Here is a 14,687-nt window from a genome sequence, read left to right on the forward strand (position 1 = left end):
GCCCATCGAGCCCCACAAAAGCCCCACGACGAAGCTGTGCAGAACTTTTTGTCAGACCCCCTCCCTACCTTGAAATCACGGACGCAGCAGGGTCGACTTCCGGCCTTCCAGAAGGCCAGGAGCCAGCTGTCGCCCGCGATCCACTCCGGTTCCAGCAAAGGAAATCCCGATGGCCAACAATGGCGCTCCCACGCCGCCCCAGGGCGGCAACCAGTTCCCCATGTCGCCCCAGAGCGGCACCCCCTTCCCGGGCCAGCCCGGTCAGCAGTTCCGCCCCCAGCCGGGTCAGCAGTACGGCCCCCAGCCCGGCCAGCAGCAGCCCGGTCAGCAGTACCCCCAGCAGCCGCAGTTCCTGCAGGCGGCGCCCCAGCCGCCCAAGAAGAAGTCCCGCAAGGGCCTGGCCATCGTCGGCGGCATCGTGGCGGTCCTCGTGCTGTGGGGCATGATCAGCGGCGGCGGGGACGACGCCAGCACGGCCGCCCCCGCTTCGACCGCCGCGTCGACGGCCGAGACCAAGGCAGCCGAGACCAAGGCAGCCGAAACCAAGGCAGCCGAAACCAAGCCCGCCGAAACCAAGGCAGCCGAAACCAAGCCCGCCGAAACCAAGCCCGCCGAGAACAAGCTCGGTGTTGCCGTTACGTCGGGAGACCTGCAGTACACACTGTCCAACTTCAAGTGCGGCGTGACGGTCACCGACCTCACCGGCACCCTCAAGCCCCAGGGCAAGTTCTGTGTGGTCGACGTCGTCGTCAAGAATGTCGGCAAGAAGGCCACGTGGTTCACCGACGACGACATCAAGCTGCTCGACGGCAGCGACGTCGAATACTCCCCTTCGGATGACATCCTGTTCGTCGACGGCGCCATTGCCTTCGAAGAGATCAACCCGGGCAACACCATCAAGGGCAAGGTGTGGTTCGACATCCCGACTGATGCGAAGCCGGTTCAGGCCCAGGTCAAGGGCGGCCTGTTCGACAAGGGCCAGAAGATCTCGCTGGCCTGAGCGCTGCACCCCAGGCGTCGGTGGCCCCTCAGGCCACCGGCGCCTGTGGCCTCTTCTTCTGGCCGAACATCACCGTGCCCATGACGAAGACCACCAGCGCGATCGCCACGTAGTTGGCGTACTTGGCATACTCCTGCAGCAGTTTCACCGCCGGCTCACCGATCATCCAGCCCAGCCCGATGTAGAAGAGCAACCAGGTCGTGCTGGCCAGGAAATCGAGCACGACGAAGCGCTTGAGGCTCATCTTCGAGGCGCCGAACATCACGAAGATCACCTGCATCAGCGGCAGGGGGATCGGCACATAGGCGATGAACATGCCCAGCCAGCCCAATTTCTGGGCCCAGCGTTCTGCTCGTCCATAGCTCTTGGCGGCACGCTCGGACCGACCGGCCCAGACCTCGATCATGCCGCGGCCCCAGAGCTTGCCCGCCCACCAGAACACCCAGTCAAACTTGATCGACATGATGGTGCCGGCCAACAGGTACCAAACCCAGTGCGGCGCCAGACCCTGCGACGCCAGGGCCCCCACGGCTGCGGCGCCGCTGCGCGACCCCGTGATGCCGAGCAGCAGTTGCGGGTTGAGCCCCAGCAGCCACCCGCGCAGGGGCAGCATGGCCAGCCCGAACAAGCCCATGAAGGCGATCCAGCCCATGCACCAGTAGTCCTCACGGCCGGGCTTCTGCTTCCAGGGCATGCCCTCTTCCTCCCACCACTCCTTCTGTCGCGGTGCCGCGACGGACGAGGCAGGCACAGACGCATCAGAGGCGGAGGCATCGGCGCGAGGGGGCTCGGCGCGGGGGGTGGGATCCGACCCGCTGGAGTCGTGCTGCATGCACACGAGGGTACCCGGGGCAGCGCATCCCACGGAACTGCGCACGCACCGCGTGCGATCGCTCACCGACCCTGAACAACTGCTGAGAGCGCTCAAGGTGCAGTGATTCCTGCCCCCACTACCAAACACATCGTTACAAAACAAGTATCAGAGAAAAGGATTTCGCTCAATCCGTGCACACCCTGCACCTCCACGCCTAGCCTCACGACACCGCATCAACTGGGGGTCGACGTCGACCCCCCGGCAATCGAAATGAGGCATCGTGGCTTTCCTCGATTCATCCCTCAGCCGCCGCATCTTCCTGGCCGCCACGGCCGGGGTGGCTGGCGCAGCAGCCTGCTCGAACTACGCGAGCGCATCGCCCAAGAAGAACGAAACCCCCTGGGTCAAGTCCGCCATCGGACGCATGACCGAGGACCAGAAGATCGGCCAGCTCTTCATCCAGGAGGTCTACGGCTCGACCGCTGACGGCCCCGACAGGCGCAACCTGCCGCAGTACGGCTACGAGAAGCCCTCGGACGTCGTCTCGAAGCTGCACCTGGGCGGCGTCATCTACTTCGCCTGGACCGACTCCTACGGCCCCACCGGCACCACCATGGACCCCGTCCAGGTGGCCAAACTCAGCAACGGGCTGCAGCGCGCGGCGATCACTGCGTCCGGCAAGTCCGAAGTCCCCCTGCAGATCGCCACCGACCAGGAGATGGGTGTCGTCACCCGCTTCGGAGCACCCGCCACCCAGTTCCCCGGCTCGATGGCCCTCGGTGCCGGTCGTAGCGTCGCCGACGCCAAGCAGGCGGCCGACATCACCGGCAAAGAGCTGCGTGCTGTCGGCATCAATGTGAACTTCGCCCCCGATTCCGATGTCAACGTCAACCCGTTGAACCCGGTGATCGGCGTGCGGTCGTTCTCGTCCAACCCCGAACTGGTCGCGGCGATGGCCGGCGCCCAGGTCACGGGCTACCAGGAGGGCGGTCGGGTCTCGAGCTCGACCAAGCACTTCCCCGGTCACGGCGACACGGCCACCGACTCGCACTACGGCCTGCCGGTCATCGACCACAGCCGCGAGGAGTGGGAGACCATCGACGCCCCGCCGTTCCGGGCCGCGATCGCCGCCGGTGTCGACATGGTCATGACCGCGCACCTGCTGATGCCTGCCTTCGACGACTCGGGTGACCCCGCGACCCTGTCGAAGAAGATCCTCACGGGTCTGCTGCGCGAAGAACTCGGCTACAACGGTGTCGTCGTCACCGATGCGCTCACCATGGCGGGCGTCCGCGAAAAGTACGGCGACGACGAAGTGGCTGTCCGCGCCCTCGAGGCCGGCTGCGACCAGCTGCTGATGGCGCCCAAGCCGCTCGAGGCCATGGCCGCCATCAAGCAGGCCATCGCCGGGGGTCGCCTGACCTGGGAGCAGATCGACCAGAAGCTGGAACGCATCCTGCGCCTGAAGTACCGTCGCGGTTTCGTGCACCAGCCCTACGCGGACGAGGCAGCCGTGCCCGCCTACGTGGGCAATGCCGAGCACAAGGCCATTGCGGATGCGATCAGCGACCGCACTGTCACGCTGGTCACCAACGACGGCATCCTGCCACTGGCAGCCGGCAAGAAGGTGTTCGTGACGGGCTGGGGTGTCAGCACCACCGCCCTGGTCAGCGCACAGCTCACCAGCGCAGGGCACCCCAGCACCCACCTGCAGACCGGCACCCAGCCCAGCGCCACCACCATCGCGTCAGCGGTGACCCAGTCCGCGGATGCCGAGGTCATCGTCGTACTCACCAACAACCTGCGCTTCGGCAACAACGCCCGGCAGCAGACGCTCATCGCTGAGCTGCGCAACACCGGCAAGCCGGTCATCGTCGTGGCGATGCGTGACCCCTACGACCTGCCCTATGTCGAGGCCAACGCGAAGGTCGCGACCTACTCGTACTCGCCGGTCACCCCGGGCTCGCTCGTGCGCGTGCTCACCGGTGCGGTCAACCCGAGCGGCAAGCTGCCCGTCGACCTGCCCGCACGCGATGACGTCACCACGATCGTCTACCCCTACGGCCTCGGCCTCACCTACTGACCGCCTCACCTACTGACCGCCTCACCTACTGACAACGTCACCTACTGATAAGGGAAGACCACTCATGCCTCTCAATCGACGACTCCTGATCGGCGGCACCTCCGCCGCCGCGGTCGCCACCACGGCCGCAGCCTTTGCTGCCCCGACCACCTCGCACGCCGCAGTCACCGGTTCTGGCACCGTCGTCAAGACCGGCGCAGATGTCCAGGCCGCCCAGGGCTGGGCAGCGCTCACGGGCCGCAAGCTCGGCATCCTGTCCAATCCCACCGGCATCCTCGCCGACGGCACCCACATCGTCGACAACATGGCGGCTGCCAACCTCGACATCCTGGGCGTGTTCGGCCCCGAGCACGGCTTCCGCGGTACCGCCCAGGCCGGCGGGTCCGAGGGCACCAGCATCGACCCACGTACCGGGTTGACCGTCTATGACCTCTATGGCGCCAGTGTCTCCAGGATGACCACCATCTTCCAGACGTCCGGCATCGACACCATGGTCTTCGACATCCAGGACGTCGGCTCACGCTTCTACACCTACATCTGGACGATGTACAACGCCATGCGCGCCTGCGTACGCGCCGGCGTGCGGTTCATGGTGCTCGACCGTCCCAACCCCGTCGGCGGTGTCGCCAAGGGTCCCCTGATGACCCAGCCGTTCACCAGCTTCGTCGGCCTCGAGGCCATCGTCCAGCAGCACGGCATGACCGCCGGCGAGCTCGCCCAACTGTTCAACGGCGAGTTCCTGCCCGAGGACGAGGGCGGCGCCAAGCTCAGCGAACTCACCATCATCGCGGCCAAGGGCTGGGCGCCCCGCGACCTGTTCGCCGAGACCAACCTCAAGTTCGTGCCGCCGAGCCCGAACATGCCGACCCCCGACACCTCGCTGCTCTACCCCGGCACCTGCATGTTCGAGGGCACCACGCTGTCCGAGGGGCGTGGCACGACTCGTCCGTTCGAACTGGTCGGCGCGCCCTATGTCGACTACCGCTGGGCCGAGCGGCTCAATACCCGCAACATCCCGGGCGTGCTGTTCCGCGAGGCGTACTTCACCCCCACCTTCAGCAAGCACACCGGCGCGATCTGCGGTGGCGTGCAGGTGCACATCACCGACCCGCACGCCCTGGATGCCATCCGGGTCGGGGTCGAGATGCTGGTGGCACTGAAGTCGCTCTACCCGACCGATTTCGCCTGGCGCAGTGACAACTGGATTGACAAGCTCACCGGCTCGAGCCGGCTGCGCACCCAGATCAATGCCGGCGCCTCGGCCGACGAGGTGGTCGGGGCCTGGCAGGCCGAGCTGGCCGCGTTCGACGCCATGCGCCAGCAGTACCTGATCTACCCGGGCAAGAGGGGCTGACCCCATGACGAACCCCCTCACCACCCGGTCCACCACCCGCATGCGCACGAAGCGCTCCGCCGTCCGCATCGGCATCGCCCTGGCCGCCAGCCTGGGCCTGACCCTCGGGCTGGTCGCCCCGGCGGCCACGGCCGCCGACTTCACCACGTCGTACCAGGGCTACATGCCCCAGAACACCCAACTGACCACCGCCACCCCCGAGCAGAAGGGACTCAACCCGGCACCCATCGATGCTGCCAAGGCCAAACTCGACGGCTACACCCTGCCCCAGGCGAACGGGCACCCGCTCTACCCCGGCTACGTGGCCGTCATGGGCCACGACGGCGCCATCGTGAGCCAGGCCAAGAACGGCTACGCCCTGCTCTACAAGGACGCCACCACGATGCTGCCCGAGTCGGAGCGCATCCCGGTCGCCGATGACACCATCTATGACCTGGCCTCGGTCTCGAAGCTCTTCACCTCGCTGGTGGCGGTGCAGCTGATGGAAGAGGGCAAGCTCTCGCTCGACGAACCGGTGGCCACCTACCTGCCCGAGTTCGGCGTCAACGGCAAGGACGTCATCACCGTCCGCCAGCTGCTGACCCACACCTCGGGCCTGGTGGCCTGGCTGCCGCTGTGGTCACAGCCCGATTACGACGCGCGTATCGCGGCCGTCATGAATGCCACGCCAACCACCACTCCGGGCACCAATTACCTGTATTCCGACCTCAACCTGATCACCCTGGGCCTGATCGTCGAGAAGCTGCGTGGCCAGTCCCTCGACCAGGTGGTCGCCGACCACGTCACCGGTCCGCTCGGCATGGTCGACACCGGTTACAACCCCACCGAGCAGCGCCGCACCGCCGCCACCGAATACCAGGTTGTCCCCAACCGGGGCATGGTCTGGGGCTCGGTGCATGACGAGAACGCCTGGTCGCTGAACGGCGTCGCCGGGCATGCCGGCGTGTTCTCGACGGCCAAGGACCTCTCGATCCTGTCCCAGGCACTGCTGAACGGCGGCACCTACGCCGGCAAGCGCATCCTGGCGGCGTCCTCGGTCGACCTGCTGATCACCGACTTCAACGAGGCTTTCCCGGGCGACAACCACGGGCTGGGCTTCGAACTCGACCAGCGCTGGTACATGGCTGGACTGTCGGGCCCCGAGACCGCAGGCCACACCGGGTACACCGGCACCAGCCTGGTGATCGACTTCAGTTCGCGGTCGTTCGCCATCCTGTTGACCAACCGGGTGCACCCGTCGCGCAGCTGGGGCGGGGTCAATCCCCCGCGGCGTGACTGGGCACAGGGCATGGCGCTGGCCATGCCGGTGCGTCCCACCATGGGCGCCACGGCCTGGATGACCGGCACCACCGATCGCACCACGGCAACGATGGACCTGCCGCTGGCGCTGCCGGGTCAGGCGAAGCTGAGCTTCGACCTGTTCATCGACGTCGAGAATACCGACCCCTTCACCCTCGAGGTCTCGACCGATGGTGGCACCACCTTCCAGGCGTTGCCCTATCGACTCAAGGACCGCGAGTTCAAGCAGGCAGAAATCGACGGCATGCTGGCGATGAGCGGGCTGCGGCGGTGGCTGAAGGCCGAGGCGCAGGTGCCTGCGGGCGACCAGGTGGTCGTGCGCTGGCAGGTGAAGACCGACTCGTTGTACGTCGGGCGCGGCGTCTACGTCGACAACATCAAGGTGCGTGGCAGTGGGGTCAACATCTCACCCGAGGACGACGCATCGCTGCTGACCGTGACCAATTGGACGCCCTCCGCCCTCTGAGTCCACAGCGGGGCAACACTGCCGCCGGCGACACCTCCAGTGCCGCCGGCGGCAGTGTGTTCGTCCACCCCCCCCAAGCGCCCGACCGCGCCCGACACAAAGGGGCGGGTGGTCACAGAACGGTTTCACCTGGTGCGTAGGCTCTGTACACCGGCCGGTGGGTCGGTTATCGTTCCAACCCAGCGCTCCGGTTCGCCGGGGTGTCCGCCCCACAAGGGCGGGAAGGATGCCCGCGAGGTCGCGGGGATCGTTTTTCCACTACGGATCGTCGGGCACGTACCTGCCCGTGGAAAGGACAATTGGCATGGCCAAGGTCACATTCAATGATGCGACGCGCATCTATCCCGGCTCTGAGCGGCCGGCAGTTGACAAGCTCAACCTCGAGATTGGTGATGGCGAGTTCATGGTGCTCGTCGGTCCCTCGGGCTGTGGCAAGTCGACCAGCCTTCGCATGCTGGCGGGCCTCGAAGAGGTCAACGCCGGCAGCATCCACATCGGTGACCGTGACGTCACCGACCTGCCGCCCAAGGACCGCGACATCGCGATGGTCTTCCAGAACTACGCGCTCTACCCGCACATGACGGTCGCCGACAACATGGGCTTCGCACTGAAGATGCAGAACGTGCCCAAGGCTGACCGCCAGAAGCGCGTGCTCGAGGCCGCGAAGCTGCTGGGCCTCGAGGAATTCCTCACCCGCAAGCCGAAGAACCTGTCCGGTGGTCAGCGCCAGCGCGTGGCCATGGGCCGCGCCATTGTGCGTGACCCGCAGGTCTTCCTGATGGATGAGCCCCTGTCGAACCTCGATGCGAAGCTGCGTGTGCAGACCCGCACCCAGATCGCTGCCCTGCAGCAGCGCCTGGGCGTCACCACCGTCTACGTGACCCACGACCAGGTCGAGGCCATGACCATGGGCGACCGTGTCGCCGTCATGAGCGCCGGCAAGCTGCAGCAGGTCGACAGCCCGCTGGCCCTCTATGACACCCCGAAGAACCTGTTCGTCGCCGGCTTCATCGGTTCGCCGGCCATGAACCTGATGCAGGGCAAGGTCGTCGAGGGTGGCGTGCAGATCGGTGACTACGTCGTGCCGGTGGCCCGCGAGATCCTGGACAAGGCCAAGGGCGAAGAGACCCTGACCCTCGGCATCCGTCCCGAGACCTTCGTGCTCTCGGACACCGGCGAGGGTATCGGCCTCGACGTGGCCGTCGTCGAAGAGCTCGGCGCCGACGCCTACCTGTACGGCACGCTCTCGGGCCTCACCGAGGACGAGCGCATCACCGCCCAGCAGATCGTCGCCCGCATCTCGTCGCGCCGCCCACCGCAGCGCGGTGCCCAGGTGCGCCTCGGCGTCGACCAGGACCACGTGCACGTGTTCAGCAACGCCACCCAGGACCGCATCAGCTGACCAGGCTGATCGTCCAGGCGTGAACCCGCAGGGGGTCCGGCACCAGCAGGTGTCGGACCCCCTGCTTTGCGTCCGCCTCGAGCGTGCCCGTACATTGCCGTGGTGACTTGGACCTCGGCAGCGCTCACCTTCTTGTTGGTCATGGACCCGCTCGGCAATGTGCCGTTGTTCCTGGCCGCGCTGCGCCACACCGCCCCTGAGCGGCGCGTCAAGGTCATTCTGCGCGAACTGCTCATTGCGCTGTTCATCATGTTGGTGTTCATGGCGGCAGGTCGCACACTGCTCAACCTGCTGCACGTGTCGCAGGAGGCACTCACCGTCGCCGGTGGTGTGATCCTGCTGCTGATCGCGATCCGCATGGTGTTCCCGTCGCCGCAGGCGAACCTGGCCGAGCCGGTCACCAAGGGCGAGCCGTTCATCGTCCCGTTGGCGGTGCCCTACCTGGCCGGGCCGTCGCTGCTGGCCACCGAGATCCTGGTCGTCAGCTCTGCCCCTATCTCGCACATCGGCTGGTGGCTGCTGGCGCTGCTGCTCGCCTGGGGCGTGTCGGCCGTGGTGCTGCTCAGCGCCGGCTGGCTGCAGCGTTTCGTCGGCGACCGTGCGCTCGTCGCGACTGAGCGATTGATGGGCATGGTGCTCGTCATGATCGGCGTCCAGATGATGCTCGACGGCCTCAGGGCATTCTTCCAGGGCTGAGCCGTGGCGACACCGAAGATCCTGCTCTATTACCACTTCACACCGCTGGCCGACCCCGAGTCCGTGCGGCTGTGGCAATGGGAACTGTGCACCCGGCTCAAGCTCCGCGGCCGCATCCTGGTCAGCAGCCACGGCATCAACGGCACACTGGGCGGCACCGTCGAGGCGTGCAAGGCCTACGTCAAGGCCACCCGCCAGCACCCGGGCTTCAGCGGGCTCGACGTGAAGTGGTCGCAGGGTTCAGGCATCGACGCCGACGGCTACTCCGAGGACTTCCCAAAGCTGCGCGTGCGCGCCCGTGACGAGATCGTCAGCTTCGGCGCACCCGACGAACTCGTGGTCGACGAGTCCGGCGTGGTCGGCGGTGGCGTGCACCTGAGCCCCGACGAGGTGCACGAGCTGGTCGCTGCGCGCCCGGACGCCGTGTTCTTCGACGGGCGAAACGCCGTCGAGGCTGCCGTCGGCAGGTTCCGGGACGCGGTCGTCCCCGACACCTCGACCACCCACGACTTCATCACCGAACTCGACTCGGGCAAGTACGACCACCTCAAGCACAAGCCCGTCATCACCTATTGCACGGGCGGCATCCGGTGCGAGGTGCTCTCGGTGCTCATGAAGAACCGCGGCTTCACAGAGGTCTACCAGCTCGACGGCGGCATCGTCCGTTACGGGGAGCGGTTCGGCAACTCGGGCCTGTGGCAGGGTGCGTTGACGGTCTTCGATGGGCGCTCGGTGGTCGACCTTGGCCCCGACCCGACGGTGATCGGACGCTGCCACCGCTGTGGCGCGGCGACCTCGCGGCTGCAGAATTGCAGCCACCCGCCGTGCCAGGAACGCCTTGTCACGTGCCCCGACTGCGCGGACGACCAGAACTGGTGCACGGCGCACGCGGTCCAGGGGCGGTAGGGCTGCCCAGCAGCTCAGCGGCGGTGGAACCACGCGTGGGCGACATTGACGCCCACGATGCCCAGCACGGCGAGCACCAGGGCGAACAGCGCCCCGTTGACGCCCAGGGTGATGGCGATGGGCACCATCATCACCACCGAGATGATGCCGAGCGCTGTCTGCTGACCACCCCCACGGGGTGCGGGCTGGGGCAGGTTGCGACGGGCCACCTCGGCCGCGGCGCGGGCGTTGATGGTGTGTTCGATACGCTCTGTGAAGCTGTCGATCAGGGCCAGCTCGTAGTCGGCGCCGAGGTCACGGCGGGTGCCAATGAGGGCCTCGACGTCCTCATGGCTGATCTGGTCGGGCTGCGATGGCCGCGGGCGCGGGCTCGGCTGCTGCGGCCGGATCTGGCGAAAGCCGTGCGGCGGTTGAGGGGGTGTGGACATGGCGGCCTCCTGTACCCGATCAGCCTATGCCTGCCGGGCGGGCCCCGCCTCCGGGGTTTCCCCGGCTGCACCCGGACCACGCGCAGCTCACCCGTCCCGCGAACCCCGCGACTCACGCGGCAGACCCACCAACGCCAGCACCAGTGCGCACGCCACCAGCGACGCCGTCATCAGCACCGTCCCGGGCCAGCCCCAGCGCGTCAGGAATCCCCCACCGAGCCAGCCGAACAGGCTCGACCCGGCGTAATAGCTCAGCGTGTACAACGCCGCCGACTGGGCCCGCCCGCCGGTGGCTGCCGCCGACGACCAGCCCGAGGCCACCGCGTGCGCCGCGAAGAACCCGCCCGTGAACACCAGCGTCGCCACCAGCAGCACCGGCAACGAGGCGACCAGCGTGGCCAGCACCCCGACCAGCATCACCACCACTGAGGCCAGCAGCACCGGACGACGCCCCTTCCGCGCGGCGAGGCGCCCTGCCTGCGGCGAGGTCCAGGTGCCCGCCAGGTAGGCCAGGAAGACCAATGCGGTCAACCACAGCGGCAGGTTGAACGGCGGCCCCGACAGGTGGAAGCCCAGGTAGTTGTACATCGCCACGAACCCGCCCATCAGCAGGAATGCCTGGGCATAGAGCACCACCAGCCGTGGCGACTTCACGTTGTCGACCACGTCGGTGACCCCGCGCCGCCACGTGGTCGTGCGCGGGGTGAACCGCTTCGCCGGCGGTGCCACCACCACGAACGCGATCGCACACAGCGTCGCCACGACGACCACGGCCAGCTGGCCGATGTGCCAGCCGAACTGCTCCCCCACCGGCGCGGCGATGATGCGTCCTGACAGCCCGCCGATCGTGTTGCCCGAGATGTAGCTGCCCGCCGCGATCGGTGCCGCCATCACGTGCACCTCTTCGGTCAGGTAGGCCAGGGCCAACGCCGGGATGCCGCCGAGCGCGAAACCTTCCGCGAACCGCAGCCCCAGCATCAGCGGCCATGCCGTCGACGCGTCCCCCAGCACGGCCGAGACCATGAACACACCCAGCCCGAACACACACGCGGCGACCAGCGCCACCCCCATGCACTGCCGCCGCCCCCAGCGGTCGCCGGCGTATGACCAGGGCAGCACCCCGACGGTCAGGCCCAGCGTGCCCATCGACACCACCAGCGAGGCCTCGTCCGGGCTCATGCCCCGCTCAGCCGCGATCAGCGGCAGCAGGCCCTGCGGCGAGTACAACTGCGAAAAGGCGGCGACCCCGGCCAGGAACAACGCAGCCATCAATCGGCGGTAGCCGGTGCTGCCCGGACGATGGCCGGCCCATCGGGCTGCCTGCCCGGCCGCGTGTCCCGCCCCCGTCTCATCCACGCCCGTGACCATACGCCCGACGACTGCACGCTGCACTACCCTCGTGTCCCATGGATCTGCCCGAGCCCACCCTGGTGACCCGCGCCCTGCGCCAGGGGATCAGCAATGACACACAGCACGGCGCCGTGGTGCCGCCGTGGTACCCGTCGACGAACTTCGCCTTCCCCGTGATCGGTGAAGAACCCGACTATGCCTATTCGCGCTCGGGCAACCCCACCCGCGACCTGTTCGGGCAGGCACTCGCCACCCTCGAGAAGGGTGCGGGCACCGTCATCACCAGCTCGGGCATGTCGGCGGCCACGCTCGCCATCATGGCGTTCGTGCCCGCCGCCGGCCGCGTGGTCGCGGCCCACGACCTGTACGGGGGCACGTGGCGGCTGCTTGACCGGCTGGGCGCTGACGGCAAGCTGCAGGTCGACTGGGTCGACCTGTCCGATCCGGATGCCGCCCGCGCCGCGCTCTCCACCCCGGCCGACCTGGTCTGGGTCGAAACGCCCTCGAACCCGCTGCTGCGCATCACCGACATCGCCGCCGTCGCCGAGCTCGGCCATGCCGCCGGCGCGGTGGTGCTCGCCGACAACACGTTCTGTTCGCCGCTGCTGCAACAACCCCTCACGCTGGGTGCCGACGTGGTGCTGCATTCCACCACCAAGTTCATCAATGGGCATTCCGATGTGATCGGCGGCGCCCTGGTAGCCGGCACCGACGAGCTGGCCGAGCAGCTGGACTGGTGGGCCAACACCACCGGCGTCGCCGGGTCGAGCTTCGACGCCTGGCTGCAACTGCGCGGGTTGCGCACCCTGGACGTGCGACTGCGCATGCACGAGGCCAATGCCCGGGCGGTGGTCGCGCTGCTCGTCGACCACCCGGCCGTGGCCAGGGTGCACTACCCCGGCCTGCCCGACCACCCGGGCCACGACATCGCCACCCGCCAGCAGCACGGCTTCGGCTCGTTGGTCAGCTTCGACCTGGCCGGCGGGCGGGCAGCTGCCGACGCGATGTGCCACGGCCTGGACTGGTTCGTGCTGGCCGAGTCACTGGGCGGGGTCGAGTCATTGATCGTGCACCCGTCCTCAATGACGCACGGCGCGATGAGCGACGATGCCAAGCAGCTCGCCGGCATCGGCGAGGGATTGCTGCGCCTGTCGATCGGCATCGAACAGACCAGTGACCTGGTCGCCGACCTGACGGCCGGGCTCGACCGGGCGGCCGCGACCACGGTCTGATCCCGTCTGACCACTGTCTGACTAGGGGTGACAGCGTTCGGCGCGCCCTGTCACAATGGGTCCGTGCCACGATTCCTCTCCGCCCAGCCCGACTCCCGGCTGATCGCCCTGCCCTGGGCGACGCCACTCGAGGCGTGGCCCACCGGCCTGCTCGTGGCACTGCCGCGGGGCATCTCGCGCCACGTGGTGCGCTTCATCCGCGTCGGTGACGACGTCTATGCCGCCAAAGAGGTCATCGAGCACCTCGCGCTGCACGAGTACCGGCTGCTGCACGACCTGCGCCGACTCGGCGCCCACGGCGTCGAACCACTCGCCGTCGTCAGCGGCCGCACCACCGCGACCGGTGAGGCGCTCGACCCGATACTGATCACCAAGCACTTGTCGTTCTCGTTGCCCTACCGGTCGCTGTTCCATTCCGGTGTGCGCCAAGAGACGGTGCTGCGCCTGATCGATGCGCTGGTCGTGCTGCTGGCCCAGTTGCACCTGTTCGGGTTCCTGTGGGGCGACGTGTCGCTGTCGAACGTGCTGTTCCGCCGCGACGCCGAGTCGTTCGCCGCGCACCTGGTCGACGCCGAGACCGGCGAACTGCACGATGTGCTCACCAAGGGCCAGCGCATGCACGACCTCACCATCGCCCGCACCAATCTGTTCGGCGAGTTCCTCGACCTCGAGGCGGGCGGCCTGCTCGATTCGTCCCTTGACCCGCTCGCCCTGGTCGACACCATCGAGAAGCGTTACGAAGAACTGTGGCGCGAGCTGACCGGTGCCGAATCGTTCCATGGCAGTGAGGTGGGGCGCATCGAGGGACGCGTGCGCCGGCTCAACGCCCTGGGCTTCGACGTCGCTGAACTCGACATCCGCACCTCGCCCACCGGTGACCAGATCCGGATCCAGCCCAAGGTCGTCGACCCGGGGCACCATTCGCGCCGGTTGCTGCGCCTGACGGGTCTGGATGCCGAAGAGAACCAGGCCCGGCGCATGCTCAACGACCTCGACACCTTCCGCGCCGCCCGCAACCTGGGCCACATGGACGAGGCAGTCGTGGCGCACAAGTGGCTCACCGAGGTCTACGAGCCCGTGGTCGCCGCCATTCCCCCCGAACTGCGCGGCAAGCGCGACAATGCCCAGTTCTTCCACGAGGTGCTCGACCACCGCTGGTACCAGTCCCAGGAGTTCCACCGCGAGGTCAGCACACACGAGGCCGCGCACAGCTATGTCGACCAGTACCTGCGCGCGCTGCCCGACGAGGCCGTCTCGCAGGAGTCAATGGTGCAGGTCACCCAGACCGGGATGACCCCGGTGAACCCGTATGACCCGTCGAAGGGCTTCGCCGAGGACACCGACGAGATGCCCATCTTCGACCCCTGGGAAGAGTCCGCCGAAGAGGTGGACCTGGCCAGCGCCAACACCTTCGACATCGCCGCACTGCGTGCGAAGGCCAAGGGCAACCAGCAGTAGGATCACAACTCGGTCACGGTGACCCGGTTGCGGGAATCAGCGCAGTGTGGTTCATCATTGACTGAGTTGGGTAGTGGATCGCTTGTCGTGATCCTTGCCGCATCCGCGGCTGCCCGCCGCCATGCGCCCCCGGGCGGATGACGGCGACACACCACACGCCGTCCGACGGGGCGGCGGAGAAGGGGCTTGTTGCCCCTGA

General features: G+C 67.6%; 12 protein-coding genes. 9 read left to right on the plus strand and 3 right to left on the minus strand.

Annotation, left to right across the window (positions count from 1 at the left end; genetic code table 11):
* The first annotated feature begins 169 nt into the window (after nucleotides 1–169).
* The gene (locus ACQCX5_RS08615; RefSeq protein WP_434541618.1) at nucleotides 170–1,000 is read left to right on the plus strand and encodes a DUF4352 domain-containing protein; all 831 of its coding nucleotides are present in this window, start codon (nucleotides 170–172) and stop codon (nucleotides 998–1,000) included.
* A 28-nt stretch (nucleotides 1,001–1,028) separates the two neighbouring features.
* Here ACQCX5_RS08615 and ACQCX5_RS08620 read toward each other — a convergent pair whose 3' ends face one another.
* Nucleotides 1,029–1,832, minus strand: a complete 804-nt coding sequence (locus tag ACQCX5_RS08620) for a DedA family protein (protein ID WP_434541619.1) — start codon at nucleotides 1,830–1,832, stop codon at nucleotides 1,029–1,031.
* A 262-nt stretch (nucleotides 1,833–2,094) separates the two neighbouring features.
* Here ACQCX5_RS08620 and ACQCX5_RS08625 point away from each other — a divergent pair, with 262 nt between their 5' ends.
* The 6 genes from ACQCX5_RS08625 (at nucleotide 2,095) to ACQCX5_RS08650 (ending at nucleotide 10,020) form a co-directional block, all read left to right on the plus strand.
* Nucleotides 2,095–3,897, plus strand: a complete 1,803-nt coding sequence (locus ACQCX5_RS08625; protein ID WP_434541620.1) for a glycoside hydrolase family 3 protein — start codon at nucleotides 2,095–2,097, stop codon at nucleotides 3,895–3,897.
* 64 nt (nucleotides 3,898–3,961) lie between these two features.
* Nucleotides 3,962–5,251: an exo-beta-N-acetylmuramidase NamZ family protein gene (locus ACQCX5_RS08630; RefSeq protein WP_434541621.1), complete on the plus strand. Its 1,290-nt coding sequence runs from the start codon at nucleotides 3,962–3,964 to the stop codon at nucleotides 5,249–5,251.
* Nucleotides 5,252–5,255: 4 nt separating this feature from the next.
* Complete coding sequence (locus tag ACQCX5_RS08635) at nucleotides 5,256–7,016, plus strand: serine hydrolase (protein ID WP_434541622.1); 1,761 nt, start codon at nucleotides 5,256–5,258, stop codon at nucleotides 7,014–7,016.
* A gap of 304 nt (nucleotides 7,017–7,320) precedes the next feature.
* Nucleotides 7,321–8,418 (plus strand): ABC transporter ATP-binding protein, encoded by a 1,098-nt coding sequence (locus ACQCX5_RS08640; protein ID WP_434541623.1) that lies wholly within the window; start codon nucleotides 7,321–7,323, stop codon nucleotides 8,416–8,418.
* 102 nt (nucleotides 8,419–8,520) lie between these two features.
* Nucleotides 8,521–9,114: a MarC family protein gene (locus tag ACQCX5_RS08645; protein ID WP_434541624.1), complete on the plus strand. Its 594-nt coding sequence runs from the start codon at nucleotides 8,521–8,523 to the stop codon at nucleotides 9,112–9,114.
* A 3-nt stretch (nucleotides 9,115–9,117) separates the two neighbouring features.
* Nucleotides 9,118–10,020 carry a rhodanese-related sulfurtransferase gene (locus tag ACQCX5_RS08650; protein WP_434541625.1) on the plus strand — a complete coding sequence of 301 codons (903 nt, stop codon included), beginning with the start codon at nucleotides 9,118–9,120 and terminating at the stop codon, nucleotides 10,018–10,020.
* A 14-nt stretch (nucleotides 10,021–10,034) separates the two neighbouring features.
* Here ACQCX5_RS08650 and ACQCX5_RS08655 read toward each other — a convergent pair whose 3' ends face one another.
* Both ACQCX5_RS08655 and ACQCX5_RS08660 read right to left on the minus strand, forming a co-directional pair.
* Nucleotides 10,035–10,448 carry a hypothetical protein gene (locus ACQCX5_RS08655; protein ID WP_434541626.1) on the minus strand — a complete coding sequence of 138 codons (414 nt, stop codon included), beginning with the start codon at nucleotides 10,446–10,448 and terminating at the stop codon, nucleotides 10,035–10,037.
* Nucleotides 10,449–10,535: 87 nt separating this feature from the next.
* Nucleotides 10,536–11,804 carry an MFS transporter gene (locus tag ACQCX5_RS08660; protein WP_434541627.1) on the minus strand — a complete coding sequence of 423 codons (1,269 nt, stop codon included), beginning with the start codon at nucleotides 11,802–11,804 and terminating at the stop codon, nucleotides 10,536–10,538.
* Nucleotides 11,805–11,854: 50 nt separating this feature from the next.
* Between ACQCX5_RS08660 and metB the strand changes: the two genes are divergently transcribed.
* Both metB and ACQCX5_RS08670 read left to right on the plus strand, forming a co-directional pair.
* Nucleotides 11,855–13,030 carry a cystathionine gamma-synthase gene (metB, locus tag ACQCX5_RS08665; RefSeq protein WP_434541628.1) on the plus strand — a complete coding sequence of 392 codons (1,176 nt, stop codon included), beginning with the start codon at nucleotides 11,855–11,857 and terminating at the stop codon, nucleotides 13,028–13,030.
* A gap of 63 nt (nucleotides 13,031–13,093) precedes the next feature.
* Nucleotides 13,094–14,488: a DUF4032 domain-containing protein gene (locus tag ACQCX5_RS08670; RefSeq protein WP_434541629.1), complete on the plus strand. Its 1,395-nt coding sequence runs from the start codon at nucleotides 13,094–13,096 to the stop codon at nucleotides 14,486–14,488.
* Nucleotides 14,489–14,687: the final 199 nt, after the last annotated feature.

The sequence above is a fragment of the Aestuariimicrobium sp. G57 genome, assembly GCF_050110855.1.
Lineage (GTDB): Bacteria > Actinomycetota > Actinomycetes > Propionibacteriales > Propionibacteriaceae > Aestuariimicrobium.